21 protein-coding genes are annotated in these 25,629 nt (G+C 71.6%); 11 read left to right on the top strand and 10 right to left on the bottom strand.

Going from position 1 to position 25,629, the window contains the following annotated elements; translation table 11 throughout:
- The first annotated feature begins 42 nt into the window (after positions 1-42).
- The 3 genes from lipA (at position 43) to ACZ6Y1_RS16070 (ending at position 2,086) form a co-directional block, all read left to right on the top strand.
- The gene (gene lipA, locus ACZ6Y1_RS16080) at positions 43-993 is read left to right on the top strand and encodes a lipoyl synthase (RefSeq protein ID WP_469628738.1); all 951 of its coding nucleotides are present in this window, start codon (positions 43-45) and stop codon (positions 991-993) included.
- A 192-nt stretch (positions 994-1,185) separates the two neighbouring features.
- On the top strand, positions 1,186-1,383 hold the full coding sequence (locus tag ACZ6Y1_RS16075) for an SCO2195 family GlnR-regulated protein (protein ID WP_376661931.1): 198 nt from the start codon (positions 1,186-1,188) through the stop codon (positions 1,381-1,383).
- A 10-nt stretch (positions 1,384-1,393) separates the two neighbouring features.
- Complete coding sequence (locus ACZ6Y1_RS16070; RefSeq protein ID WP_469628735.1) at positions 1,394-2,086, top strand: DUF4191 domain-containing protein; 693 nt, start codon at positions 1,394-1,396, stop codon at positions 2,084-2,086.
- Positions 2,087-2,181: 95 nt separating this feature from the next.
- On the opposite strand, the gene ACZ6Y1_RS16065 is transcribed toward ACZ6Y1_RS16070, so the two are convergent.
- The gene (locus ACZ6Y1_RS16065) at positions 2,182-2,649 is read right to left on the bottom strand and encodes an RDD family protein (RefSeq protein ID WP_469628733.1); all 468 of its coding nucleotides are present in this window, start codon (positions 2,647-2,649) and stop codon (positions 2,182-2,184) included.
- A 183-nt stretch (positions 2,650-2,832) separates the two neighbouring features.
- Between ACZ6Y1_RS16065 and glnA the strand changes: the two genes are divergently transcribed.
- Both glnA and ACZ6Y1_RS16055 read left to right on the top strand, forming a co-directional pair.
- Complete coding sequence (glnA, locus tag ACZ6Y1_RS16060) at positions 2,833-4,242, top strand: type I glutamate--ammonia ligase (protein ID WP_469628730.1); 1,410 nt, start codon at positions 2,833-2,835, stop codon at positions 4,240-4,242.
- A 205-nt stretch (positions 4,243-4,447) separates the two neighbouring features.
- Positions 4,448-4,927: a hypothetical protein gene (locus ACZ6Y1_RS16055; RefSeq protein WP_469628727.1), complete on the top strand. Its 480-nt coding sequence runs from the start codon at positions 4,448-4,450 to the stop codon at positions 4,925-4,927.
- A 46-nt stretch (positions 4,928-4,973) separates the two neighbouring features.
- Here ACZ6Y1_RS16055 and ACZ6Y1_RS16050 read toward each other — a convergent pair whose 3' ends face one another.
- Positions 4,974-5,633 carry a TetR family transcriptional regulator gene (locus ACZ6Y1_RS16050; protein WP_469628724.1) on the bottom strand — a complete coding sequence of 220 codons (660 nt, stop codon included), beginning with the start codon at positions 5,631-5,633 and terminating at the stop codon, positions 4,974-4,976.
- Between the two features lie 86 nt (positions 5,634-5,719).
- On the opposite strand from ACZ6Y1_RS16050, the gene ACZ6Y1_RS16045 reads away from it, so the two are divergent.
- Positions 5,720-6,517 carry an SDR family NAD(P)-dependent oxidoreductase gene (locus tag ACZ6Y1_RS16045; protein WP_469628720.1) on the top strand — a complete coding sequence of 266 codons (798 nt, stop codon included), beginning with the start codon at positions 5,720-5,722 and terminating at the stop codon, positions 6,515-6,517.
- A 33-nt stretch (positions 6,518-6,550) separates the two neighbouring features.
- Here the strand turns inward: ACZ6Y1_RS16045 and ACZ6Y1_RS16040 are convergent, their stop codons facing one another.
- From ACZ6Y1_RS16040 to ACZ6Y1_RS16015, 6 genes are all read right to left on the bottom strand, one after another.
- The gene (locus tag ACZ6Y1_RS16040) at positions 6,551-7,069 is read right to left on the bottom strand and encodes a DUF4240 domain-containing protein (protein WP_469629120.1); all 519 of its coding nucleotides are present in this window, start codon (positions 7,067-7,069) and stop codon (positions 6,551-6,553) included.
- 166 nt (positions 7,070-7,235) lie between these two features.
- A complete protein-coding gene (gene aceE, locus ACZ6Y1_RS16035) occupies positions 7,236-9,920 on the bottom strand; it encodes a pyruvate dehydrogenase (acetyl-transferring), homodimeric type (RefSeq protein ID WP_469628717.1) in 2,685 nt (894 codons plus the stop codon).
- A gap of 219 nt (positions 9,921-10,139) precedes the next feature.
- A complete protein-coding gene (locus ACZ6Y1_RS16030) occupies positions 10,140-10,763 on the bottom strand; it encodes a GntR family transcriptional regulator (RefSeq protein WP_469629117.1) in 624 nt (207 codons plus the stop codon).
- Between the two features lie 220 nt (positions 10,764-10,983).
- Positions 10,984-12,735 carry a 2-oxoglutarate dehydrogenase, E2 component, dihydrolipoamide succinyltransferase gene (sucB, locus tag ACZ6Y1_RS16025; RefSeq protein ID WP_469628714.1) on the bottom strand — a complete coding sequence of 584 codons (1,752 nt, stop codon included), beginning with the start codon at positions 12,733-12,735 and terminating at the stop codon, positions 10,984-10,986.
- A 53-nt stretch (positions 12,736-12,788) separates the two neighbouring features.
- Entirely contained in the window at positions 12,789-14,177 is a 1,389-nt protein-coding gene (gene lpdA, locus ACZ6Y1_RS16020) for a dihydrolipoyl dehydrogenase (RefSeq protein WP_365168130.1), read from the bottom strand.
- Between the two features lie 318 nt (positions 14,178-14,495).
- Complete coding sequence (locus ACZ6Y1_RS16015) at positions 14,496-16,025, bottom strand: leucyl aminopeptidase (protein ID WP_469628710.1); 1,530 nt, start codon at positions 16,023-16,025, stop codon at positions 14,496-14,498.
- Between the two features lie 345 nt (positions 16,026-16,370).
- On the opposite strand from ACZ6Y1_RS16015, the gene ACZ6Y1_RS16010 reads away from it, so the two are divergent.
- The 5 genes from ACZ6Y1_RS16010 to ACZ6Y1_RS15990 all read left to right on the top strand — a co-directional run bounded on the left by ACZ6Y1_RS16010 (position 16,371) and on the right by ACZ6Y1_RS15990 (position 23,110).
- A complete protein-coding gene (locus tag ACZ6Y1_RS16010; RefSeq protein ID WP_469628707.1) occupies positions 16,371-18,398 on the top strand; it encodes a hypothetical protein in 2,028 nt (675 codons plus the stop codon).
- Positions 18,399-18,500: 102 nt separating this feature from the next.
- Positions 18,501-20,015 carry a GT4 family glycosyltransferase PelF gene (gene pelF, locus ACZ6Y1_RS16005; RefSeq protein WP_469628704.1) on the top strand — a complete coding sequence of 505 codons (1,515 nt, stop codon included), beginning with the start codon at positions 18,501-18,503 and terminating at the stop codon, positions 20,013-20,015.
- A complete protein-coding gene (locus tag ACZ6Y1_RS16000) occupies positions 20,012-21,604 on the top strand; it encodes a hypothetical protein (RefSeq protein WP_469629115.1) in 1,593 nt (530 codons plus the stop codon). Before pelF ends, ACZ6Y1_RS16000 begins: the two co-directional genes overlap by 4 nt.
- A gap of 13 nt (positions 21,605-21,617) precedes the next feature.
- Positions 21,618-22,307, top strand: a complete 690-nt coding sequence (locus ACZ6Y1_RS15995; protein WP_469628701.1) for a spherulation-specific family 4 protein — start codon at positions 21,618-21,620, stop codon at positions 22,305-22,307.
- Positions 22,304-23,110 carry an endo alpha-1,4 polygalactosaminidase gene (locus ACZ6Y1_RS15990; protein ID WP_469628698.1) on the top strand — a complete coding sequence of 269 codons (807 nt, stop codon included), beginning with the start codon at positions 22,304-22,306 and terminating at the stop codon, positions 23,108-23,110. Before ACZ6Y1_RS15995 ends, ACZ6Y1_RS15990 begins: the two co-directional genes overlap by 4 nt.
- Positions 23,111-23,700: 590 nt before the next feature.
- On the opposite strand, the gene ACZ6Y1_RS15985 is transcribed toward ACZ6Y1_RS15990, so the two are convergent.
- Together ACZ6Y1_RS15985 and ACZ6Y1_RS15980 are read right to left on the bottom strand one after the other, a co-directional pair.
- Entirely contained in the window at positions 23,701-24,906 is a 1,206-nt protein-coding gene (locus ACZ6Y1_RS15985; protein ID WP_469628695.1) for a sensor histidine kinase, read from the bottom strand.
- A gap of 62 nt (positions 24,907-24,968) precedes the next feature.
- The gene (locus ACZ6Y1_RS15980) at positions 24,969-25,559 is read right to left on the bottom strand and encodes a hypothetical protein (RefSeq protein WP_469628692.1); all 591 of its coding nucleotides are present in this window, start codon (positions 25,557-25,559) and stop codon (positions 24,969-24,971) included.
- Between the last annotated feature and the right edge of the window lie 70 nt (positions 25,560-25,629).

The following is a 25,629-nucleotide window of genomic DNA, read 5'->3' as shown; positions in this document are numbered from 1 at the left end:
CCCTGGTGGACGCCGAAGAATCGAAGTCACAGGGAGCCGGTCGTGTCCGCAGTCGCACCCGACGGACGCAAGATGCTGCGCCTGGAGGTCCGTAACAGCCAGACCCCCATCGAGCGCAAGCCCGAGTGGATCAAGACCCGGGCGAAGATGGGTCCCGAGTACACCAAGATGCAGGCCCTGGTGAAGGGCGAAGGACTGCACACGGTGTGCCAGGAGGCCGGCTGTCCGAACATCTACGAATGCTGGGAGGACCGCGAGGCCACCTTCCTCATCGGCGGCGACCAGTGCACCCGGCGCTGCGACTTCTGCCAGATCGACACGGGCAAGCCCGAGGCCCTGGACCGTGACGAGCCCCGCCGCGTCGGCGAGTCGGTCGTCACGATGGACCTGAACTACGCCACCATCACGGGCGTCGCGCGCGACGACCTGGCCGACGGCGGCGCCTGGCTGTACGCGGAGACCGTGCGCCAGATCCACGAGCAGACGGCGGACCGCGCGGCCGGCCACACCAAGGTCGAGCTGCTGGCCCCCGACTTCAACGCGGTCCCGGAGCTGCTGGAGGAGGTCTTCGCCTCCCGCCCCGAGGTCTTCGCGCACAACGTCGAGACGGTGCCCCGGATCTTCAAGCGGATCCGCCCGGCCTTCCGCTACGAGCGCTCCCTCGACGTGATCACCCAGGCGCGCGCCTACGGCCTGGTCACCAAGTCGAACCTGATCCTCGGCATGGGCGAGGAGCGCGAAGAGGTCTCGCAGGCCCTGAAGGACCTGCACGAGGCCGGCTGTGAGCTCATCACCATCACGCAGTACCTGCGCCCCTCGCCGCGGCACCACCCCGTCGAGCGCTGGGTGAAGCCGGAGGAGTTCGTCGAGCTGGCGAAGGAGGCCGAGGAGATCGGCTTCTCCGGTGTGATGTCGGGTCCGCTGGTCCGGTCCTCGTACCGCGCCGGCCGCCTCTACACCCAGGCGATGGAGAAGCGCGCAGCGAGCGTGTGAACTCGCGCACAAAGAACTACTAACGGGTAACACCGCGTCGACGCGGCCCCTAGGCTCTTTCTCGAGGGAGAGCCCGGCGGGCCGCGTCAATCTTTCGTCACGATTGACCCGCCGGTCATGCGCTGGTAACACCAGTCAGTGACGCTGGATCCACGCACCGCACACACCGGCACCGTGAAAGGGATCGACATCATGCAGGCCGCGCCCGTACGCGCCATCGCCATCCCGACCCTGTCCGACGCCTTCCGGGGCCTCGAATCGCTGCTGATGAGCGGCGCCCGCCGCAACGCCTGGACGGCGGTCCTGGAGGACCGGCGCCGGGCCAAGGACCGCGTCGAAACCGAACACGTACTTGAGGCCGCGGCGACCCGGACTCCGCAGGCCACGTAAACTTCGCTGTATGGCGAGGAAGTCAAACGCAGAGACTGCTGCGAACCCCGGGCGACTGAAGCAGATCGCCCTGACGTACAAGATGACGCGCAAGGCCGACCCGAAGGTCGGTCTCATTGTCGCGGGCGTGGGAATCGTCACCTTCGGTGTCTTTCTCGCGATCGGCTTCCTGATCGACGCTCCGGTCTACCTGGGCATCCTGGGCTTCCTGGTGGCGTTCCTCGCGATGGCGATCGTCTTCGGACGACGGGCCGAGGCGGCTGCCTTCGGGCAGATGGAAGGCCAGCCGGGAGCGGCCGCGGCCGTGCTGGACAACGTGGGCCGGGGCTGGACGACCACCCCCGCCATCGCGATGAACAAGAACCAGGACATCGTCCACCGGGCCGTCGGCAAGGCCGGCGTCGTGCTGATCGGCGAGGGCAACCCGAACCGGGTGAAGCTCCTTCTCGCGAACGAGAAGAAGAAGATGGCCCGCATCATGCCCGACGTGCCGGTGCACGACTTCATCGTGGGCACGGGCGAGAACGAGGTGCCCCTGAAGAAGGTGCGTACCACCCTGCTCAAGCTCCCGCGCGTCCTGTCCGGCCCCCAGATCACCGAGGTCAACGACAAGCTGCGGGCGATGGGCGACCTCATGTCGAACATGCCCCTCCCGAAGGGTCCGATCCCCGGGCGCGGCATGAAGGGCCAGCGACCGCGCTGAGCCCGCTGACCCGCTGACCTGATTTTCGTATACGAGACAGGGGCGCCCCCCGAACCGCGAGGTCCGGGGGGCGCCCCTGTCCCGTACTCCGAACGTCAGATCCGTACCTGGACCGCGCGGGCCAGGCGGTCGTGGAGGCCGCGGCCGTCGCGGTCCCAGATCAGCGCGGGGATGACCACGGCCAGCAGCAGCGTGCGCAGGACCACCCGGCCGAGGCCGAGGCGGCCGCCGCTCTCCGAGACGACCCGCAGGCCCAGGAGGCGCTTGCCGGGGGTGAAGCCCACGCTGCCGATCGTCAGGATGCTCAGGGCGACGAACAGGGCCAGGGTCCAGTTGCCCGCCGCCGTCAGGTCGCCGCCCGTGATGAGCCCGTATGCGATGAGCTGGCAGCCGGCCCAGTCGATGGCCACGGCGCCCAGCCTGCGCCCGAACCGCGCCGCCGAGCCGGGGCCGTCCTGCGGCAGTCCGAGCCGCTGGCCCGGATGGCCGAAGTCGACGCCCATCTCCTCGGCGGCCGCGCGGGGGCCGGAGAGCCAGGATCCGATTGCTTGCCTGTTGTCCACCCGACCACGGTACCGGTGGTGCTCCACGGGACTCCGAGCGGACCCTGGTTAACTTGAGCGAAACAAATGGGTCATGCTTGAGAAATCCCGTCTGCTTATGGTCGGGTCAGCGTGCGGCACCGCACTGACGCACCACGAGCTATAAACCCGTCCCTGCCCCGGGGTGGGAGTAGGAGGAGTTGGATGTTCCAGAACGCCGACGAAGTGAAGCAGTACATCGAGGAGAACGACGTCAAGTTCGTCGACGTCCGCTTCTGCGACCTGCCTGGTGTGATGCAGCACTTCACCATCCCGGCTCGGGCATTCGACCCGGCGGAGGAGCTCGCCTTCGACGGTTCGTCGATCCGCGGCTTCCAGGCCATCCACGAGTCCGACATGGCTCTGCGTGCCGACATCACCACCGCGCGTCTCGACCCGTTCCGCAAGGACAAGACGCTCAACATCAACTTCTTCATCCACGACCCGATCACGGGTGAGGCCTACAGCCGCGACCCGCGCAACATCGCGAAGAAGGCCGAGGCGTACCTCGCCTCCACCGGTATCGCCGACACCGCGTTCTTCGGCCCCGAGGCCGAGTTCTACGTGTTCGACAGCGTGCGCTTCGCGACCTCCGCGAACGAGGGCTTCTACCACATCGACTCCGAGGCGGGTGCCTGGAACACGGGCGCCGAGGAGAACAACCGTGGTTACAAGGTCCGCTACAAGGGTGGTTACTTCCCCGTAGCCCCGGTCGACCACTTCGCCGACCTGCGCGCCGAGATCTCCCTCGAGCTGGACGCCCAGGGCCTCCAGGTCGAGCGTCAGCACCACGAGGTCGGCACCGGTGGCCAGGCCGAGATCAACTACAAGTTCAACACGCTGCTCGCCGCGGCCGACGACCTGATGCTCTTCAAGTACATCGTGAAGAACGTCGCCTGGCGCAACGGCAAGACCGCGACCTTCATGCCGAAGCCGATCTTCGGTGACAACGGCTCGGGCATGCACGTGCACCAGTCGCTGTGGGCGAACGGCGAGCCGCTGTTCTACGACGAGGCCGGTTACGCGGGCCTGTCGGACACCGCGCGCTACTACATCGGCGGCATCCTGAAGCACGCCCCGTCGCTGCTGGCCTTCACCAACCCGACGGTGAACTCGTACCACCGCCTGGTGCCGGGCTTCGAGGCCCCGGTCAACATGGTGTACTCGCAGCGCAACCGCTCCGCCGCCATGCGCATCCCGATCACGGGCTCGAACCCGAAGGCCAAGCGCGTCGAGTTCCGCGCCCCGGACCCGTCGTCCAACCCGTACCTCGCCTTCTCGGCGCTGCTGCTCGCGGGCCTCGACGGTGTCAAGAACAAGATCGAGCCGATGGAGCCGATCGACAAGGACCTCTACGAGCTCTCGCCCGACGAGCACGCGAGCGTCCCGCAGGTCCCGACCAGCCTGGAGGACGTCCTCAAGGCGCTGGAGGAGGACCACGAGTACCTCCTCGCCGGCGGTGTCTTCACCCCGGACCTGATCGAGACCTGGATCGACTACAAGCGCACGCACGAGATCGCCCCGATCGCGCAGCGTCCGCACCCGCACGAGTTCGAGCTGTACTTCGACATCTAAAGTGCCTGGTGAAAGGCCCCCCGCCGCTCTGTTCGGAGAGTGGCGGGGGGCCTTTCCGCTTTGACAGCCCGGCCGGGCAGGGCGAGGGTGGAAATGACCTTAAAGGCCCGATAAGCGACATGTTCGGAGGTGCATGGAAATGCGCCGTAGGATCGTTGCGGCAGCCATGGCGGGGGCTGCGGGAATCGTCATAGGGGTGCTTCCGATGGCCAGCGCCTCGGCGTCGGCCCTCACGGGCGGCGGCGGGGGCGACGGGGGTTACGACTGCTGGCGCTACCCCTCCAACCGTTCGGACGCCAGGTGGGACTGGTGCTGCAACCGCGACTGGCGTGACCGGCCGAGCTGGTGCTGGGACACCGCCGGAGTCGGCGGCGACCGCGGCTACTGGCGTGACAACACCTGGTACTACGACTCCGGATGGCGCGACAACAACTGGTACGACGCGAACTGGAACAGCGGCGGCAACTGGAACCGTGGTGGCGACGGCGGCAACTGGAACGACGGCGGCAACTGGAACCGCGGCGGTGACGGGGGCCACTGGAACGACGGCGGCAACTGGAACGGCGGCGGGGGCGGCGACGGCGGCAACTGGAACGGCGGCGGCGGGGGCGGCGGCGGCAACTGGAACGGCGGCGGGGGCGGCGACGGCGGCGGGGGCGGCGGCTGGGGTGGCGGTGGCCGCTGAGCGGCCCTGACCCCGACCCGCGTACGAACGGGCGCGATGCCCCTGCTCAGCCTCCGTGGAGCAGGGGCATCGCGCCCGTCAGTTCGTGCAGGCAGCGGACGGCGAGTTCGGCGGGGGAGCCGGGCCCCGAGACCGGGGCGTCGGTGGCCGACCACAGTTCCAGGGCGATGCGGATCGCGTCCGTCGACGCCGCGGCGAGCAGGCGTACGGCCATCTCGTCGGCCCCGTCGCCGGCCAGCCGGGCGATCACCGGGGCCAGGCGTTCCTCGGACTCCTGGTTCACGCGGTACCAGACCGCCCGCAGGGCCGGGTCGCCGGCGGCCGCGCGCAGCAGGCCGCGCGTCACCTCCAGCCCCTCCTCTATGGCCTGCAGGTCGCTCAGTGCCCGGGTGACCGCCCGCTCCAGGGCCTCCGCGAGGGGGGTGCCCGGGTCCTCCTCCGCGAGCAGTGCGCGCCACGCGTCGCCGCCGCCCGCGAGCAGTGGGGCCACGGCCTCCTGCTTGTTGCGGAAGTAGCGGTAGAAGGTGCGCAGCGCCACACCCGCGTGATGGGCGATGTCCTCCGCGGTGGTGGCGTCGGGGCCGCGCTCGGCGAAGAGTTCGCAGGCCGCGCGGGCGATGTCCAGCTGGGTGGCGGCCTTGCGGCGCTCCGTCAGCGACTGGGCTCCGGGACCGGCCTGGGGGGAGTACGGGCGTGGGGATCTCACGGGTGAAGACTACCTCTCGCGCGTCCCGGCGATTGCATGCTTTGACATCCTGGCAAAACGTGTCATTCATTCGGTACGCTCGCCGGATGAACCGTTACGAAGGACGTCGCGTCCTCATCACCGGCGGTGGCTCCGGCATCGGCCGGGCCACCGTGCACCGCATCCTCTCGGAGGGCGGACGTGTCCACGCCGTGGACGTCAACGAGGCCGGCCTCAAGACCACCGCCGAGCAGGCGGCCGCAGCGGGGCACCTCCCAGCGGTAGCTGGGGGAGGTCACGCCGACCGGCTGACCACCGCCGTCCTCGACATATCCGACGAAAGCTCGGTCAGGGCGGGCGTCGCCGCCGCGGTCGACGCGCTCGGCGGCATCGACGTACTGGTCAACGCGGCGGGCATCCTGCGCTCCTCGCACACCCACCAGACCTCGCTCGACTTCTGGAACAAGGTCATCGCGGTCAACCTGACCGGCACCTTCCTGATGATCCGCGAGTCGCTCCCGGCGCTCCTCGCGGGCGAGCAGCCGGTCGTGGTGAACTTCAGCTCCACCTCGGCGTCTTTCGCGCACCCCTACATGTCCGCCTACGCGGCCAGCAAGGGCGGCATCCAGTCCATGACCCACGCGCTGGCCGCCGAGTACAGCAAGCAGGGCCTGCGCTTCGTGTCCGTCGCGCCGGGCTCCATCGAGAGCGGCATGACCACCGGCACCGGCCCCGGCCTGCCCGAGGACACCGACTGGTCGCTGTTCGCCAAGCTCGCCCCGGCCCTCGGACAGGGCTTCGCCGGCCCGCAGACCGTGGCCGGCGTCGTCGCCATGCTGGGCTCGGAGGACGGTGCCTTCATCACCGGCACGGAGATCCGCATCGACGGCGGCACGCACTACTGACCTTCGCCCGGGCCGCCCCGGCCACGGTGGCCGCTACTGCCTGAACCGGTCCCAGAGCCGGGGGAAGCGCTCCGCGAGCACGGCTTCGTTCTCGAAGTCCAGCGGGGCGCCCCCCGGCTCCGCCGGCTGCACCGGGATGCCGAGGTCCGGCGCGACCGCCCCGGTCAGCTGCTCGTACGCCTCGTCGGCCGCGTACCCGAGCTCCTCGCCGTCCCCGTCGATCTCCTCGTCGAAGTCGCCCAGGAGCTCCGCCAGCTGGTCCGGATCGTGCACGGCGCCCTCGAAGACCTCCCGTCCCTGGCCGATCAGCCAGCAGCGGAAGTAGTCGAAGGCGTCGTCGCTCGCCCCGTCGAGCAGCACCCAGGCCGCACCCCACAGGTCCCAGGTGTAGGCCCGGTTGTACCGGGCCTCGAAGTGCCGGGCGAAATCCAGGACGGAGTCCGGATCGAGCTGCGCGAGCCGCTCCACGAGCAGCTCCGCGTGTTCCTCCGGGTCGCCCTCGGCGGCCTCGCGGGTACGGTCGACGATCTCCCAGAACTCCGTCTCGTCCATCACGGGTCCAGCATCACGGGTCGGCCCCCGCGCCGCCACCGCTCGAACGGCCAAAGGCCGGTTGTCCCACCTTCTCGGCCGAACCCCCGGGCCCGGGGCCCGCGAACGCCGCGAGGCGGCCCGCCCCGGAAAGGGGTGGGCCGCCTCGCGGTCGGATCCGTACGACTCAGAGGCCGTAGCGCTCCCGGGCCTCCTTGACGGAGGACGCGGGGACCTCGCCGCGGCGGGCGAGCTGGGCCAGCGCGGCCACGACGATCGACTGGGCGTCGACACCGAAGTGGCGGCGGGCGCCCTCACGGGTGTCGGAGAGGCCGAAGCCGTCCGTGCCCAGCGAGGTGTAGTCCTGCTCGACCCACTGGCTGATCTGGTCCGGGACCTGACGCATCCAGTCGGACACCGCGAGGACCGGGCCCTGGGCGCCTTCCAGCGCGCGGGTGACGTACGGGGTGCGCACCTCGCCGCGCAGCAGCGCCTCGTCGCACTCCAGCGCGTCGCGGCGCAGCTCGCCCCACGAGGTCGCGGACCAGACGTCGGCGGAGACGTTCCACTCGGCGGCGAGCAGACGCTGTGCCTCCAGCACCCAGTGGATCGCCGTACCCGAGGCCATCAGCTGGATCTTCGGGGCGTCGGCGGCCGGCGCGGCCTCCGCGAGGTCCGCCGCCGTGTTGAAGCGGTAGAGACCCTTGACGATGCCCTCCTCGACGCCCTCGGGCATCGCGGGCTGCACCTTCGGCTCGTTGTAGACCGTCAGGTAGTAGAAGACGTCTTCCGGCTGCTCGCCGTACATCCGGCGCAGACCGTCCTTGACGATCACCGCGATCTCGTACGCGAAGGCCGGGTCGTAGTTCAGCGACGCCGGGTTCGTGGACGCGATCAGGTGCGAGTGGCCGTCGGCGTGCTGCAGGCCCTCACCGGTCAGCGTGGTGCGGCCGGCGGTGGCGCCGACGATGAAGCCCTTGCCGAGCTGGTCGGCGAGCTGCCACATCTGGTCGGCGGTGCGCTGCCAGCCGAACATCGAGTAGAAGATGTAGAACGGGATCATCGGCTCGCCGTGCGTCGCGTACGACGTGCAGGCGGCGATGAAGTCGGCCATGGCGCCGGCCTCGGTGATCCCCTCGTTGAGGATCTGGCCGTCCTTGGCCTCCTTGTAGTACATCAGCTGGTCGCGGTCGACCGGCTCGTACGTCTGGCCCAGCGGCGAGTAGATGCCGGCCGACGGGAAGAGGGACTCCATGCCGAAGGTACGGGCCTCGTCCGGGACGATCGGGACCCAGCGCTTGCCGGTCTCCTTGTCGCGCATCAGGTCCTTGACGAGGCGGACGAAGGCCATGGTGGTGGCCATCTCCTGCTTGCCGGAGCCCTTGATGAGCGGGGCGAAGGAGCGGTCGGCCGGGGCGGGCAGGGCCACGTGGTGGACCTTGCGGGCCGGGGCGGGGCCGCCGAGGGCCGCGCGGCGCTCGTTCAGGTACCGCACCTCGGGGCTGTCCGCGCCCGGGTGGCCGTAGGGGACCTTGCCGTCGACGAAGGCGCTGTCCGGGATCGGGAGGCCAAGGAGGTCACGCATGTCCTTGAACTCGTCGGTCGTCAGCTTCTTCATCTGGTGGTTCGCGTTCTTCGACTCGAACCCGGCACCCAGCGTGTAGCCCTTGACGGTCTGCGCGAGGATGACCGTCGGCGCGCCCTTGTGCTCCAGGGCGGCCTTGTACGCGGCGTACACCTTGCGGGGCTCGTGGCCGCCGCGGGAGGTGTGGAAGCACTCGGCGATCTTCGCGTCGGAGAGCAGGCCGCCGAGGGCGGTGAGCTCGGCGTTCGCGCCGAAGAAGTGCTGGCGGATGTAGGCCACGTCGCGGGTCGCGTACGTCTGGAACTGCGCGTCCGGTACCTCGCGCAGGCGGCGTACCAGGGCGCCCGTGGTGTCGAGCTGGAACAGCTCGTCCCAGGCGGAGCCCCACAGGGTCTTGATGACGTTCCAGCCGGCGCCGCGGAACTGGGCCTCCAGCTCCTGCACCACGCGGAAGTTGGCGCGGACCGGACCGTCAAGGCGCTGCAGGTTGCAGTTGATGACGAAGGTCAGGTTGTCGAGCTGCTCGCGGGAGGCCAGGGCCAGGGCGGCGGTCGACTCGGGCTCGTCCATCTCGCCGTCGCCGAGGAAGGCCCAGACGTGCGAGTTGGCGGTGTCCTTGATGTTCCGGTTCTGCAGGTAGCGGTTGAAGCGCGCCTGGTAGATCGCGGAGAGCGGGCCGAGGCCCATGGAGACCGTGGGGAACTCCCACAGCCACGGCAGGCGCCGCGGGTGCGGGTAGGACGGCAGGCCGTTGCCGCCGGACTCCTGGCGGAAGTTGTCGAGCTGCTGCTCGGAGACGCGCCCGTCGAGGAAGGCGCGGGCGTAGATGCCGGGGGAGGCGTGGCCCTGGATGTAGAGCTGGTCGCCCGATCCGTCGGCCTCCTTCCCGCGGAAGAAGTGCTGGAAGCCGGTCTCGTAGAGCCAGGCCGCCGAGGCGAAGGTGGCGATGTGGCCGCCGACGCCGTACTTGGAGCCGCGGGTCACCATGGCGGCCGCGTTCCAGCGGTTCCAGGCGGTGATCCTGGCTTCCATCTCCTCGTCGCCCGGGAACTCGGGCTCGGCGGAGGTGGGGATGGTGTTGACGTAGTCCGTCTCCAGCAGCTTGGGGAGCGCGAGGCCGGCGGCCTCGGCGTGCTGGAGGGTGCGACGCAGCAGGTATTCGGCCCGGCGCGTACCGGCGGCCTTGGCGACGGCGTCGAGAGAGGCCGCCCATTCGGCGGTCTCTTCGGTGTCGCGGTCCGGGAGCTGGTCGAGCTCGCTCGGAAGCTTTCCTACGGGGTCGGACATCGCTGTGCGCCGCCTTCCGGGTAATGGAGAGGTGGTGAAAAAATCCCTGACGGGCAGGACAGGGTCGTCGGACCTGGTTGAGGTCCGCGACGACTGTAAATCCCTGATCGATGATCGATCAAATAAATGTGACGAAGAAACGTCCGTGGGGCAAAAGTCGGCACCCGGTGCCAGAAAATCGGGCACCCGGTGCCGGGTAAAGCGGGGCAAAAAGGCCCGTCAGGCGCGCGGCGCGCACCCCAGGACATGCCGCTTCACGAGCAGGCCGATGTCCGGATCCTGATTGCGGAACGCCTCCACGAGCGCTTCGTGCTCCTCCGCGTAGGACTTCTGTACGGTTCCCAGCCAGCGGATGGACAGGGCCGTGAACACCTCGATGCCCAGGCTCTCCCAGGTGTGCAGCAGGACGCTGTTCCCGGCCGCCCGCACCAGCTCCCGGTGGAAGCCCACCGTGTGCCGCACCTGCGCCGTGCCGTCCTCGGTACGGTCGGCCTCCCACAGGGCCGCCACGTGCGGCTCCAGGGCCGAGCAGTCGGCCGCCAGCCGGGGCGCCGCCAGCTCGGCGGCGATCTGCTCCAGGCCCGCCCGGACCGGGTAGATCTCCTCCAGGTCCGCGGCCGACAGGTTCCTCACGCGCACGCCCTTGTTCGGCGCCGACTCGATCAGCCGCAGCGTCTCCAGCTCGCGCAGCGCCTCGCGCACGGGGGTCTGACTGACCTCCAGCTCCACGGCGATGCGGCGCTCGACGATCCGCTCGCCGGGCTTCCAGCGCCCGCTGACGATCCCCTCCACGATGTGCTCGCGGATCTGCTCGCGCAGCGAGTGCACGACGGGTGGGGTGATCATCTGGGCTTCAACTCCTGAGGGGTGTGCAGGAACGTGCGGGGCCTGATGCGTAGACAATACGGCGGCGCGCGCGAACACGAAGCGTTCCAGGTGGCAGGCTGCGGGTGAGGCTGGTTACAGGCGGCCCGCCGGAGCGCCCGGCCAAGACGACGGCGCCCCCGCCCGGGAGTTGCCCGGGCGGGGGCGCCGTATGCGACAGCCTGCGTCGCGCAGGGCCTTACAGGCCGAGCTCGACCTCGAACTCGCCGGCCTCCAGGATGGCCTTGACGGCCGAGAGGTACCGGGCCGCGTCCGCGCCGTCCACCAGACGGTGGTCGTAGGACAGGGTCAGGTACGTCATGTCGCGGACGCCGATGACGGTGCCCTCGGGGGTCTCGATGACCATCGGACGCTTGACCGTGGCACCGATGCCCAGGATGGCGACCTGGTTCGGCGGCACGATGACCGTGTCGAACAGGGCACCGCGCGAACCGGTGTTGCTGATGGTGAAGGTCGCGCCCGACAGCTCGTCCGGCGTGATCTTGTTGCCGCGGACCTTGGCGGCCAGGTCGGCGGTCGCCTTGGAGATACCCGCCAGGTTGAGGTCACCGGCACCCTTGATGACCGGGGTCATCAGGCCCTTCTCGGAGTCCACGGCGATGCCGATGTTCTCCGAGTCGAAGTAGGTGATGGTGCCCTCGTCGTCGTTGATCCGGGCGTTGACGACCGCGTGGGCCTTCAGCGCCTGGGCGGCGGCCTTGACGAAGAACGGCATCGGGGACAGCTTGACGCCCTCGCGGGCGAGGAAGCCGGCCTTGGCCTGCTCGCGCAGCTTCATGATCTTGGTGATGTCCACCTCGACCACGGAGCTGAGCTGCGCCTGCGAGTGCAGGGCCTTCATCATGTTGTCGCCGATGACCTTGCGCATGCGGGTCATCTTGACCGTCTGACCGCGCAGCTCGGAGACCGCGGCGGCGGCCGGGGCCTTCGCCGCGGCCGGGGCGGCGGCCGGAGCCGGGGCTGCGGCGGCCTTGGCGGCCTCGGCGGCGGCCAGGACGTCCTGCTTGCGGATACGGCCACCGACGCCGGTGCCCGTGACCGTGTTCAGGTTGACGCCGGACTCCGAGGCGAGCTTGCGCACCAGCGGGGTCACGTACGCGCCCTCGTCACCGGCGGAGACCGGGGCGGCGGGAGCGGCCGGGGCGACCGGAGCCGGAGCGGCGACCGGGGCCGGGGCGGCGACCGGGGCCGGGGCGGCGACCGGGGCCGGGGCGGCGACCGGGGCCGGGGCGGCGACGGGGGCCGGGGCGGCCGGAGCAGCCGGAGCCGGGGCGGCAGCGGCCGGAGCCGGGGCGGCGGCCGGAGCGGCGCCCGCGACACCGATGACGGCCAGACGGGCGCCGACCTCGGCGGTCTCGTCCTCGCCGACCAGGATCTCCAGCAGGGTGCCGGCGACCGGCGCGGGGATCTCGGTGTCGACCTTGTCCGTGGAGACCTCGAGCAGCGGCTCGTCGGCCTCGACGGACTCGCCGACCTGCTTCAGCCAGCGGGTGACGGTGCCCTCGGTGACGGACTCGCCCAGCGCGGGCAGCACGACATCGGTGCCCGACGCCGCCGGGGCGGCGGCCGGGGCGGCCTCCGCGACCGGGGCGGGGGCCGCGGGGGCCTCCGCGACCGGGGCCGGGGCAGCGGCGGCCGGCTCGGCGGCGGCCGGCTCGGCGGCCGGAGCCGCCGCGGCCGCCGGGGCGCCGGAGCCGTCGTCGATGACGGCCAGCTCGGCGCCGACCTCGACGGTCTCGTCCTCGGCGACCTTGATGGACGCCAGGATGCCGGACACGGGGGACGGGATCTCGGTGTCGACCTTGTCGGTCGAGACCTCGAGCAGCGGCTCGTCGGCCTCGACGCGCTCGCCCTCGGCCTTCAGCCAGCGGGTGACAGTGCCCTCAGTGACGCTCTCGCCGAGCGCCGGAAGGGTTACGGAAACCGACATGGTTTCTGTTGCTCCTTACGAAAGTGCGGAAGTGGTCGTCGCGCCCGTGACGATCAGTCGTGTGCGTGCAGCGGCTTGCCGGCCAGGGCGAGGTGGGCCTCGCCCATGGCCTCGTTCTGGGTCGGGTGCGCGTGGATGAGCTGCGCGACCTCGGCCGGCAGGGCTTCCCAGTTGTAGATCAGCTGGGCCTCGCCGACCTGCTCGCCCATCCGGTCACCGACCATGTGGACGCCGACCACGGCACCGTCCTTGACCTGGACCAGCTTGATCTCGCCCGAGGTCTTGAGGATCTTGCTCTTGCCGTTGCCCGCAAGGTTGTACTTCAGCGCCACGACCTTGTCCGCGCCGTAGATCTCCTTGGCCTTGGCCTCGGTGATGCCGACGGAAGCGACCTCGGGGTGGCAGTAGGTGACGCGCGGGACACCGTCGTAGTCGATCGGGACGGCCTTCAGGCCGGCCAGACGCTCCGCGACCAGGATGCCCTCGGCGAAGCCGACGTGCGCGAGCTGGAGGGTCGGGACGAGGTCACCGACGGCCGAGATGGTCGGCACGTTGGTCTGCATGTACTCGTCGACCAGGACGTAGCCGCGGTCCATCGCGACGCCCTGCTCCTCGTAGCCCAGGCCCTGGGAGACCGGACCGCGGCCGACGGCGACCAGCAGCACCTCGGCCTCGAAGGTCTTGCCGTCGGCCAGCGTGACGCGCACGCCGTTCTCGGTGTACTCGGCCTTGTCGAAGAAGGTGCCGAGGTTGAACTTGATGCCGCGCTTGCGGAACGCGCGCTCCAGCAGCTTCGAGCTGTTCTCGTCCTCGACCGGCACGAGGTGCTTGAGGCCCTCGATGACGGTGACGTCGGAACCGAAGGACTTCCACGCGGAGGCGAACTCGACGCCGATGACGCCGCCGCCCAGCACGATCGCCGACTCGGGGACGCGGTCCAGGACCAGCGCGTGGTCGGAGGAGATGATGCGGTTGCCGTCGATCTCCAGGCCCGGCAGCGACTTCGGCACGGAGCCGGTCGCCAGCAGGACGTGGCGGCCCTGGATGCGCTGGCCGTTGACGTCGACGGAAGTCGGGGAGGAGAGGCGGCCCTCACCCTCGATGTAGGTGACCTTGCGGGAGGCCACAAGACCCTGCAGACCCTTGTACAGGCCCGCGATGATCTCGTCCTTGTACTTGTGGACACCCGCGATGTCGATGCCCTCGAAGGTGGTCTTCACGCCGAACTGGGCGCCTTCGCGGGCCTGGTCCGCGATCTCGCCCGCGTGCAGCAGAGCCTTCGTGGGGATGCAGCCGTTGTGCAGGCAGGTGCCGCCGAGCTTGTTCTTCTCGATCAGGGCAACGTCCAGACCCAGCTGGGAAGCGCGCAGCGCCGCGGCGTAACCGCCACTGCCACCGCCGAGGATCACTAGGTCGAAAACGGTGCTGGCGTCGTTCGCCACGTCACGTCCTCCATGCATGTGCGCCGGGCACCGGTCCTCTGTGACCGGGCGGCGGCTGGTATACGGCCGCTTGTTTCTTCGGCCCTGTGGTGGGGGCCCTGTCCTGCCGAGAACCCATCTTCGCATTTGTCGGGGGAACGCGGGACGCCGGGCCCGGCATGTGGCAGGTCGTTCCGTCCGAAGTGAGGGTTACCGCTGCGTAGAAACCTACGGATTTCGTTGTGAGCAGAACACACCCGGGCCCTGACCGGTGTTCGATCAAGGCCCGGGGTGGGGTGCGTCACACGGACGCCGTCACTTCAGGTGCGCCGGGGAGCCTCAGCCGAGGTCGCCCGTGGCGGTGCGCTCCGCCAGCCGCACCAGGGTGCGCACGGCCGAGCCGGTGCCGCCCTTGGGGGTGTAGCCGTGGGGCGCGCCCTCGTGGAAGGCGGGACCGGCGATGTCCAGGTGGGCCCAGGTGATGCCCTCGCCGACGAACTCCTGCAGGAACAGGCCGGCGATCAGGCCGCCGCCCATGCGGACGCCCATGTTGGCCATGTCGGCGGTGGGGGAGTCCATGGTCTTGCGCAGCTCGGCGGGGAGCGGCATCGGCCACGAGGACTCGCCGACCTCCTCCGCGATCTCGTGGATCGAGGTGCGGAAGGCGTCGTCGTTCGCCATGATCCCGAAGGTGCGGTCGCCGAGGGCCAGCACCATGGCGCCGGTCAGGGTGGCGACGTCGACGATCGCGTCCGGGTTCTCCTCGGAGGCCCTGGTCAGCGCGTCGCCCAGGACCAGACGGCCCTCCGCGTCCGTGTTGAGGACCTCGACGGTCTTGCCGCTGTACATGCGCAGCACGTCGCCGGGCTTGGTGGCCGAGCCCGACGGCATGTTCTCGGCGAGCGCGAGCCAGCCGGTGACGTTGACCCGCAGGCCCAGCTTCGAGGCCGCGACGACGGAGGCGAAGACGGCGGCGGCGCCGGCCATGTCGCACTTCATCGTCTCGTTGTGGCCGGCCGGCTTCAGGGAGATGCCGCCCGAGTCGTAGGTGATGCCCTTGCCGACGAAGGCCAGGGTCTTCTCCGCCTTGGGGTGCGTGTAGGAGAGCCTCACCAGGCGCGGCGGGTTCTCGGAGCCCTTGCCGACGCCCATGATGCCGCCGAAGCCGCCCTTGGTCAGCGCCTTCTCGTCGAGGACCTGGACCTTGATGCCGTTCTCCTTCGCGGTCGCGGTCGCGACGGCGGCGAAGGCCTCCGGGGTCAGGTCGTTCGGCGGGGTGTTGACCAGGTCGCGGGCGATGTTGACCTCGGTCGCGACGACCGTGGCCCGCTCGACGGCGGCCTTGTGCTCCTTGTCGCGCGGCTTGGCGCCCAGCAGGGCGACCTCGGCCAGCGGCAGCTTCGGGCCGTCGCCCTTCACGGCCTTCTTCTCGCCACCCCGGTAGGCGGTGAAGGCGTACGAGCCCAGCAGCGCGCCCTCGGCCACCGCGGTGACGGCGGAGGCGTCGTCGAGGGGGAGGGCGAAGCCGGCCTTCTTGCTGCCGTGCAGCGCGCGGGCGGCGGCGCCGGCGGCGCGGCGCAGCACCTCCTCGTCGAACGACTCGTCCTTGTCGGGGACGGAGCCGAGCCCGACCGCCAGCACGACCGGGGCCTTGACGCCCGAAGGCGCCGGCAGCTTGGTGGTCTCGCCTTCGGCACCGGTGGCGCCGAGCGCGTCGAGCACGTCGGAGAGCTTTCCGTCGTACGCCTTGTCCACGGCCTCGGCTCCGGAGGCCACGACCGGGCCCTTCGGGCCCTTCGCCACGCCGACCACAAGGGCGTCGGCGCGCAGCGTCGCAGCGCCGGCAGTGCTGAGAGTCAGAGCAGTCACGGTGGTGAAGTCTCGCTTCCGTTTGTATGTGTGGGCCGAAGGGGTGGACGGCCATCCGTAGCGATCGTATTCCGGCCCGACGGCCGCCAGAAATGAGCCTACGCGCAGTGACTGATCCGTACGCCCTTCGAAGGTTTGGCAAGTTGTTCGATCATCGGGCCGCGAGGTTCACCCATCTGTGGACTCTGGCCCAGGTTTGCCCCGTGGACCTGACGAGGTCCGAAAGACTCGGTCCACTCTCGCAAGGGGACGTGGGGTCCCTTTGCATGATTTCCACAGTGCTCCCCGGCCCGGCCTTCCGCCTCGGGCCGCTGTCGAGGGATGCCTGCGGGGGGAAAGGCCGAAATGGTCAACAAGAACCGGATGAACAGGGCCGCCGCCGTCATGGCCGCCGCGGCGCTGGTGTCCGTGGCAGTGCCCGCCGCGTCCGCCCAGGCGGTCACGGCCCCGCGCATCGACCTGAAGGTGCTCGTCGTCGACGACGGCGGCAGCTCGGTCGAGGCCATCACCGCGGAGCTCCGCGACACCGGAGTCCCGTACACCCGCGTCCAGCTCGGCGCCCCCGGCCGCCCGGTCATCGACGCCGCGTTCCTCAGCGACACCGTCGACGGCCGGCCGCGCGCGAAGTACCAGGGCGTGGTCCTGCCGAACGAGAACCCCTTCGGCGAGGGCTCGGCCGAGATGGCCGCGCTCGGCGCCTACGAGACGGCGTACGGGATCCGCCAGGTCGACGCCTACACCTGGGCCCACCCCGGCGTCGGCCTGGAGTACACCGACAACGGCGGCTACAGCGGCCAGCTCGACGGCACGGACGCGGCGGTCACCGCCGCCGGCAAGGCGGGGCCGTTCGGCTACCTCGGCGGCCAGGTCACCTTCGAGGACAACTCGGCGCTCGTCCCCGAGAGCTACGGCTTCATGGGCCGGCCGCGCGCCGGGTACACCAGCTTCCTCGACGCCCCGGTCGGCTCCGGCCGGGCCTCGCTCGTCGGCGAGTACGTCCACGACGGCCGCAGCGAACTGGTCGTCACCTTCGGCTACAACCAGTACCAGCAGCAGTTCCGGCTGCTGGCCCGCGGCATCGTCGACTGGCTCACCCAGGGTGTCCACCTCGGCCAGAGCCGCAGCTACTTCGCGGTCCACGTCGACGACGTCTTCGCCCCCGACGCCCGCTGGAACAAGGACCTGAACTGCACGCCCGGCGACTACGCCTGCGCGGGCGGCGAGGGCAAGGAGAGCACCATCCGGATGACCGCCGCGGACGCCGTCTACGCGGCGCAGTGGCAGACGTCCAAGAACTTCAAACTCGACATGCTCTTCAACGCCGGCGCCGGCGAGGAGTGGAAGGCGGAGAACGGCGGCACCGACGCCCTCACCGCCCAGCTCGTCGCCGACCGGGCCAAGTACCGCTGGATGAACCACACCTACACGCACCCCTTCCTCGGCTGCGTCCAGGACACCACCACCGTGCCCTGGTCCTGCGTCAAGGACGCCACCGGCGCGATCAAGTACATGAGCCGCGCCGACATCTCCGCCCAGATCCGCGACAACAACAACTGGGCCGCCGCCAAGGGCATCGCCACCGACCGGACCGAGATCGTCACCGGCGAGCACTCGGGCCTGAAGACCGCCCCGCAGCAGCCCCAGGACAACCCCAACCTGGCGGGCGCCTTCGCCGACAACGGCATCAAGTGGGCGGGCAGCGACAACTCCCGCGAACCCGTGCAGCGGGCGGTCGGCGCGGCCCTGACCGTGCCCCGCCACCCGATGAACGTGTACTACAACACGGGCACCAACGCGGAGATGGCCGACGAGTACAACTGGATCTACGGCAGCCGCGCCGCCGGCGGCAGCGGCATCTGCGAGGACAACCCGGCGACCTCCACCTGCCTGCCCGCACCCCTCGACGTCAACACCGGCTACCTGGACCACATCGTCCCGCAGGAGGCCCGCACCGCCCTGCGCCACGTCCTGGCCAACGACCCGCGCCCGCACTACGTCCACCAGTCCAACCTGGCCGAGGACCGCACCCTCTACCCCGTGCTCAACCAGGTCCTCGACACCTACCGGGCGCTCTACGCGCCCAGTGCGCCGATCGTCAACCAGAGCATGAAGGACACCGGCGTCGAGCTCAGCCGCCGCGCCGCCTGGGACGCCGCGCTCGCCGGGGGCAAGGTCACGGCCTACCGCATCGGCACCACCGTCACCGTCAAGGCGCCCTCCGGGGTCCTCGCCCCGGTCACCGCCCCCAACGGCACCAAGAAGCAACTGCTGCTCGGCACCGCCGACTTCGGCACCGCCTACGCGGGCAGCCGCTCCACCTGGACCGGACCGGAGCTGCTCCAGAGCAGCGTCACCCTCCGACTGCCCAGCTGACCGCCGTCCCGTACGACCGCGAGCCGTAACGAGTACCAAGAGCGCCGGCGCTCCGCGAACCCACGGGCGCCGGCCCCTTTCCGTCCTGGGGGGACACACCGCATGAGCCATGGGCGTCACGTCACCATGCTCACCGAAGGCACCTACCCGCACGTCCACGGGGGCGTCAGCACCTGGTGCGACCAGCTGGTCCGAGGAATGCCCGAGGTCGACTTCAACGTCATAGCCCTCACCGGCTCCGGACGGGAGCCGGTCACCTGGGAACTCCCGCGCAACGTCTACCGGCACACCGCCGTCCCGCTCTGGGGCCCCCCACCCGGGCGCGGCCGCCGTACGGCCCTGCGGGGCAAGGCCCACCGCCGCTTCACCGAGGTCTACGAAACCTTCCTGCTGTCCCTGCTCGACCCTTCCCGCGGCGGATTCTCCGAGGCACTGCGCGAACTGGCCGTCCTCGCCCGGGCCGGCGGACTCGCCCCCGCCCTGCGCTCCGAATCCGTCCTGCGCCTCCTGACCGACGTGTGGACCCGCCCGGCCCTGACCACCGCCGACGCCCGGCCCACCCTCCACGACGCGCTCACCGCCACCGACCTGCTGGAGCACGCACTGCGCCCGCTCGCCGTGCGGATCCCGCCCGACAGCGTCGCCCACGCCGTCAGCAGCGGCCTCGCCACCCTCCCCGCCCTCGCCGCCAAACACCTCGACAAGGTGCCCTTCCTCCTCACCGAGCACGGCATCTACCTGCGCGAGCGCTACCTCGGCTACCGCAGCGCCGAGCAGCGCTGGCCCGTGAAGTCCCTCATGCTCGGCTTCTACCGCGAGCTCAACACCGAGGGCTACCGGCAGGCCGACCTGATCACCCCCTGCAACCAGTACAACCGCCGCTGGGAGGAGCGCGGAGGCGCCGACGCGGACCGCATCCGCACCGTCTACAACGGCGTCGACCCGCACCTCTTCCCCGAGGCCGGCCCCGAACCCGAGGTGCCCACCCTCAGCTGGTGCGGCCGCATCGACCCCATCAAGGACCTCGAAACCCTCATCCGGGCCTACGCCTTCATGCGCGGGGAACTCCCCGCCCTGCGCCTGCGCCTCTTCGGGCCCGTACCGGCCGGCTGCGAGGAGTACCGGCTCCGCCTGGAGAAACTCGCCGCCGAACTGGGCGTCGGCGACGGGATCACCTTCGAGGGCCGCATCGACAAGGTCGCCGAGGCCTACGCCGCCGGATCCGTCGTCATGCTCTCCTCCATCAGCGAGGGCTTCCCCTTCAGCATCATCGAGGCCATGTCCTGCGGACGCACCACCGTCTCCACCGACGTCGGCGGAGTCCGCGAGGCCGTCGGGGACACCGGCCTCGTCGTCCCGCCCCGCGAGCCCGAGACCATGGCCCGCGCCACCCTCGCCCTGCTCCGCGACGACGAACGCCGCGCGGAACTGGGCCGGATGTCCCGCAAACGGGTCGTGGACAAGTTCACCCTCCACCAGTCCGTGGACGGCTTCCGGCACATCTACCGCGAACTCGCCGGCCAGCCCGTCCTCCCCGTCGAACCGGGCGACACCTGGACCCAGCGCCTCGCGGACCCCTGGTACCGCGAACTCGCCGCCGACGGGAGCACATGGTGAGCGGATCCCTCTGGCTGAAGCCGCCCGGCCCCGGCGGGGCCGCCCGCCCCGCCGGGCCCTCCGGCCGCCGCCTGGTCGTCTCCGGCGCGGCCGCCGCGGACACCCTGCCCGCGATCCCGCGACCGCGCGCCGAAGCCCCCGCGGCCGCCGACCCGATGGACGAACTCGCCGCCCGCCTCGACGGGCTCGTCGCTGCCGCCGTGCACCCCGACGAGATCGCCGCCGTCCTCGAATCCGACGGCATGACCGACGAGCACATCCGGCTCACCTACGGCCGCCACGACTCCTTCGCCCTCGCCGAGGAGCTCTACGCCCGGGTGCCCCGCTCCTTCCCGGAGCCCGAGAGCACCCCCGACCCCTGGAAGGCCTCCCTCACCGCCTGCCTGCTCCGCGGGGTGATCTTCGCCCTGCCCGGACTCGCCTACGTCGTCGGCGCGCCCCTCCTCGAAGGCCCCCAGGACCGTCTCGGCCTGCCCGCGGGGACCCTGACCCTGCTCGCCGGGGCGCTCATCGGCTGGGTCTGGGACCAGACCCTCTCCCACCGCGCCTACTCCTGGCTCGGACTCGGCGACCGGGCCGCGGCCGGGCGGACCCTGCTCGTCGGCGCCCCCGCCGGCTCCCTCCTCGGCACCGCCGCCGCACTCGCCGTGCCCGGCGGGCCGCCGTTCTCGTACGCCTTCGCCGCCGGACAGGCCCTGTACGTCGGCGCCGCCACCGTCCTGCTCGTCCTCGGCCGGGAGCGGGTGCTGCTCGCCGCGCTCGGCCCGATGGCCGCGGGGGCGGCCCTCGCCCTCTTCGTCGACCTGCCCGTCCCGGTCCGCGTGGCGCTGCTCGCGGTGTCCCTGCTGGCCGCCTGCACCCTGGCCGTACGGGAACTGCCGCTCGCGGACGGCGTACGGGCCGGCGCCCGCCGGGTCCGGGACCGGGCGCGGCGCCGGCCCGGCGGGGGACCGGTGCGCTGGCAGATGCTGCGGGGTGCCGAGGAGGAGTACGGGCCCCGCGGACCCCGGCTCGGCGACTCCGTTCCGTACGGGGTCTTCGGCCTCGGCACCGGACTGCTCGTGCTGTACGCCGCCCTCGGCGAGGTCCTCGCCGGCGGGCCCGCCGAAGCGGTGGCCGCGCCCTCCGCGGTGGCCCTCACCCTCAGCATGGGCCCCGCCGAATGGCTGCTGTACCGATTCCGCAGCGGCAGCCTCGCCGGGCTCCGGGCCGCGCGCTCGGCCGACGCGTTCCGGCGGCGGATGCTGACCACCCTGACCGGCTGCCTCACCGCCTACCTGACGGTGCTGCTCGCCCTCGGGCTCGCCGGAACCCTGCTCTGGCCCGGCGCGCCCGCGCTCACCGGGCTCCGCGCGGCCACTCTGCTGCTGCTCGGCGCCGTGATGTGGACGGGGCTGCTGCTGCAGTCCTTCGGGGCGGTCCGGCCCGCCGCCGTGGTCTGCGCCTCGGCCGCCGTCGCGCAGAGTCTGGCCCTGCTGGCCGGGGTGGGCCAGCCGCGGCTCGTACAGCTGGTGGTGGCGGGCGCGGCGGCGAGCGTGCTCGCGGCCCTGGTCTGCCTGCTGCTGGGCCGTGCCACGGCCCACCGATGACGGGGAGAAGGAGATGACCGAGAAGGAGATGACCGAGGAGGAGAAGGACCCCATGCTGCTGGTGCCGCTCTACGAGCACCCCGCCGACCGGCCCGAGGACTGGGAGCGGCTCATCCGCTGCGCGGGCCGGCTGCACTCGGTGGTGCTCAACCCCGACAGCGGGCCGGGCGACGCCCCCGACGAGCGGTTCGCGCTCGTCGCCGGGCGGCTGCGCGAGGCCGGCGTGCCCGTGCTCGGGTACGCCGACACCGACTACGGGCGGCGCCCGCACGCGGCCGTGGTGCGGGACCTGCTGCGCCACCGCGACTGGTACGCCACCGACGGCGCCTTCCTCGACCAGGTCTGCGCCGGCCCGGAACGGCTGGCCCACTACGGCCGGCTCGCCGTCGCGGCCCGCGCGGCGGGGGCGCGTACGCTCGTCCTGAACCACGGGGTCCACCCGCACCCCGGCTACGCCGAACTCGCCGACCTGCTCGTCACCTTCGAGGGCCCCTGGGACGCCTACCGGGACTCCGCCGACGTCCCGGCCTGGACCGCGGACCACCCGGCGGGACGGTTCTGCCACCTCGTCTACGCCGTCCCGCCCGGGGCGCCCGCCGCCGAACTCGCGGCGCGGCGCCGGGCCGGGGTGCACTGTGCGGTCCCGGGCTCGGGGCCGCACCCGTGGGGGACCCTCCCGTACGCCCTGGAGACGACCGCATGAGAACCCTCCGCACTGTCCTGGCGGCCACCCTGCTCCTGCTGGCAGCGGCCTGCACCTCGCCCCCCGAGGACGAGGAGCCGGCCCCCGACCAGGCGCCGGGGGAGCGGTGGCAGCCCCGTCCGGGGACCGCCTGGCAGTGGCAGCTCTCGGGGAAGCTCGACACCTCGGTGAAGGCGCCGGTGTACGACGTGGACGGCTTCGACACGACGAAGGAGCAGGTCGCCACGCTGAAGGCGGCCGGCCGCAGGACGATCTGCTACATCTCCACCGGGGCGTGGGAGGACTTCCGCCCGGACGCGGAGGCGTTCCCGAAGCCGGCACTGGGCCGGGGGAACGGCTGGGAGGGCGAACGCTGGCTGGACATCCGCCGGGTGGCGGAGCTGGAACCGCTGATCGCGAAGCGGTTCGACATGTGCCGGGAGAAGGGCTTCGACGCGGTGGAGCCGGACAACATGGACGGCTACCGCAACACGACGGGCTTCCCCCTCACCGCGGACGACCAGCTCCGGTACAACCGGCTGATCGCGAAGCTGGCGCACGACCGGGGGATGGCGGTGGGCCTGAAGAACGACCTCGACCAGATCCCGCAGCTGGTGGGGGAGTTCGACTTCGCGGTGAACGAGCAGTGCGCGGAGTACTCGGAGTGCGAGCGGCTGACGCCCTTCGTGGAGGCGGGGAAGGCGGTGTTCCACGCGGAGTACGAACTCCCGCCGGCGCGCTTCTGCGAGCGGTCGCGTGAACTGAGGCTGAGCTCCATGCAGAAACATCTGGACCTGGACGCGTGGCGCCGCCCCTGCCCGTAGCCTGCGGCGCCCGCCCCCAACGACACCTGCCGCCGCCCGGCCCCCGGGCTCGAACGGGACCGGCTGGTTCGCCTCCGGCGGCGCCGATCCAGCCTCGCCGGCGTTTGAGGCGCGGGTCCGGGCGGGGCCTGATCCAGCCTCGCCGGCGTTTGAGGCGCGGGGTCTGGGGCGGAGCCCCAGGGAACGGCGGAAGGGCGGGTAGGGGACGGCTCCGCGCAGCGGCACCCCGGTCCGGGCCGCGCCTAACGGCCGCCGGGCCCGGCCGCGCGCCGGGGCACCTCCTCGGGCGTCGAACCTGCAGAGGCACCGGCAAGCAAGCGTCGTTGCGTTCGACGCCCTGCGGGGGCACCCCGCCGCACACCCGGCACCGGTGGCGCGGGGGTGGCAGGGGGGATCGGCCCTCTGGGCACCCGCGTTCGGGGCTCGGCGGGGCACCCCACGGCACACCCGGCCCCGGCGGCGCGGGGGTGGAAGGGGGGATCGGCCCTCTGGGCACCCGCGTTCGGGGCTCGGCGGGGGCGCCCCGCCGCGCACGCGGCCCCGGCGGCGCCCCGACGACCGGCCCGGCCCCGGCGGGCCCGGCGGCCGGGTCAGGCCGGGAGGATCGCGTGGACGCGGTAGCCGCCCCCGAAGCGCGGTCCCGCGAAGCAGGACCCGCCCAGGGCGGTGGCGCGCTCCCGCATGCCGAGCAGACCATGGCCGCCGCCGGGCGCGGCCGGCCGCACGGAGGCGGCGCCGCCGTCGTCCAGGACGGTCACCTCCACCGACGGCCCCACCCGCACCACGCTGACCTCCGCTTTCGCCCCCGTCCCCGCGTGCTTGCGGACGTTCGTCAGGGCCTCCTGGATGACCCGGTACGCCGCCAGGTCCACCGCCGCGGGGAGCGGCTCCGCGCCCGCATCGACCATCACCCGTACCGGGAGCCCCGCGTGCCGGAAGGTGTCCGCGAGTTCGTCGAGGACGGCCAGCCCCGGCGCCGGTTCCGTCGGCGCCTCCGGGTCGCCGGACTGCCGCAGCAGCCCCACCGTGGCCCGCAGCTCGTTCAGCGCGGAGCGGCTGGCGTCCCGTACGTGCGCGAGGGCCTCCTTCGCCTGGTCCGGCCGCTTGTCCATGACGTGCGCGGCCACCCCCGCCTGCACGTTGACCAGCGCGATGTGGTGCGCCACCACGTCGTGCAGGTCGCGCGCGATCCGCAGCCGCTCCTCCGCGACCCGCCGCCGGGCCTCCTCCTCGCGGGTCCGCTCGGCCCGCTCGGCCCGTTCCCGTATGGCGTCGACGAAGGCCCGCCGGCTGCGCACCGCGTCACCCGCGGCCGCGGCCATCCCGGTCCAGGCGAAGATGCCGATGTTCTCCTGCGCGTACCACGGCAGCGGCCCGGCGAGCATGGCCACGCCCGTCAGCCCCGCCATGGTGATCAGTCCGACCCTCCAGGTCGTCGGCCGGTCGGTGAGCGCGGCCACCGTGTACAGGGCGATCACCGCGGACATCGCGACGGGCGCCCGCGGCTCCCCGGTGGTCAGTTCCAGCAGCGAGAGCCCGCAGGTGACGGCGAGCACCTCGCGCGGATGGCGCCGCCGGAACACCAGGGCGACCGCCCCGAGCAGCATCAGCAGCAGCGAGAACGGCTCGGGGGTGCGCGTCCCGAAGGTGGGCTGGCCGTGCGGGCCGTGCGGATCGGCGAAGGACCCGACGACCATGGCGACGAGCGCCCCGGAGGCCAGCACGGCATCGGTGGCGAGCGGATGGGCCCGCATCCACTTCCGGGAGGACGCGAAGGGCCCGAGGTCTGTCGTCACGGGAAGACACGGTACGTCGTCCCGCGTCCGGCGGGGCCGGCCCCGTGGAGGCGGTCGCGGCCTCAGGGAGGCGGGCGCACGCCCAGCGGCATGCGGGAGCGGGCCGGACCCCATTTCGCGCGGACCACGCACACGGCCATGACCGCGGCGATGGCCGCCAGGTGCTCCTTGCCCGCCAGGTTGTCCTTGATCAGGATCTCGCCGGTCATCACGAGGATCACCAGGGCCCCGGTCAGGTACGCCCGGTAGCGCCAGCAGACGTAGATGGCGAGCCCCACCACCGCCGCCGAGGGCCCGGTGTCGTTGACGATCCGGTCGGACACGGGCAGTCCGAAGGGGTGGTCGGGCCCGAGCGAGAGCCCGATCCGCGCGTACGTGGTGCCGGCGAGCGTGGCCACGTAACCGATCAGCAGGGTGCGCCACCAGCCGATGCAGATCTCCGAGATCCCGAAGACGATCAGGATCTGCGCGAGCGCCCCCCACACCGGCAGGTCCAGCGCGGGGACGAACAGCGAGAGCGGGGTCCGCAGCAGCGCGAGCCACAGCGGGTCGGCGGCCTTGACCGAGCCGAGGTTCTGGACGGGCTGGAAGCCCCAGGGGGTGTTCTGCACGATCTGGAAGGCGGAGGTCAGGCAGACCGCTCCGATCGTCATCGGGATCGCCCGCCACTTGTCGCGGACGAGCGCGTCCCGGACGGTCCCGAGCAGGGGCCCCCACTCACGG

This window comes from Streptomyces sp. NPDC053432, from assembly GCF_055585365.1.
This window is presented reverse-complemented; position numbering and strand designations above follow the sequence as displayed.

Bases quoted from the DNA above. Each gene is read 5' to 3' on its own strand.
- aceE (WP_469628717.1), bottom strand. From the start codon at position 9,920: ATGTCCGACCCCGTAGGAAAGCTTCCGAGCGAGCTCGACCAGCTCCCG.
- ACZ6Y1_RS16055 (WP_469628727.1), top strand. From the start codon at position 4,448: ATGGCCAGCGCCTCGGCGTCGGCCCTCACGGGCGGCGGCGGGGGCGAC.
- sucB (WP_469628714.1), bottom strand. From the start codon at position 12,735: ATGTCGGTTTCCGTAACCCTTCCGGCGCTCGGCGAGAGCGTCACTGAG.
- pelF (WP_469628704.1), top strand. From the start codon at position 18,501: ATGAGCCATGGGCGTCACGTCACCATGCTCACCGAAGGCACCTACCCG.
- ACZ6Y1_RS15990 (WP_469628698.1), top strand. From the start codon at position 22,304: ATGAGAACCCTCCGCACTGTCCTGGCGGCCACCCTGCTCCTGCTGGCA.
- ACZ6Y1_RS16045 (WP_469628720.1), top strand. From the start codon at position 5,720: ATGAACCGTTACGAAGGACGTCGCGTCCTCATCACCGGCGGTGGCTCC.
- ACZ6Y1_RS16070 (WP_469628735.1), top strand. From the start codon at position 1,394: ATGGCGAGGAAGTCAAACGCAGAGACTGCTGCGAACCCCGGGCGACTG.
- ACZ6Y1_RS15995 (WP_469628701.1), top strand. From the start codon at position 21,618: ATGACCGAGAAGGAGATGACCGAGGAGGAGAAGGACCCCATGCTGCTG.
- ACZ6Y1_RS16040 (WP_469629120.1), bottom strand. From the start codon at position 7,069: ATGGACGAGACGGAGTTCTGGGAGATCGTCGACCGTACCCGCGAGGCC.
- glnA (WP_469628730.1), top strand. From the start codon at position 2,833: ATGTTCCAGAACGCCGACGAAGTGAAGCAGTACATCGAGGAGAACGAC.
- ACZ6Y1_RS16075 (WP_376661931.1), top strand. From the start codon at position 1,186: ATGCAGGCCGCGCCCGTACGCGCCATCGCCATCCCGACCCTGTCCGAC.
- ACZ6Y1_RS15980 (WP_469628692.1), bottom strand. From the start codon at position 25,559: ATGACGATCGGAGCGGTCTGCCTGACCTCCGCCTTCCAGATCGTGCAG.
- ACZ6Y1_RS16010 (WP_469628707.1), top strand. From the start codon at position 16,371: ATGGTCAACAAGAACCGGATGAACAGGGCCGCCGCCGTCATGGCCGCC.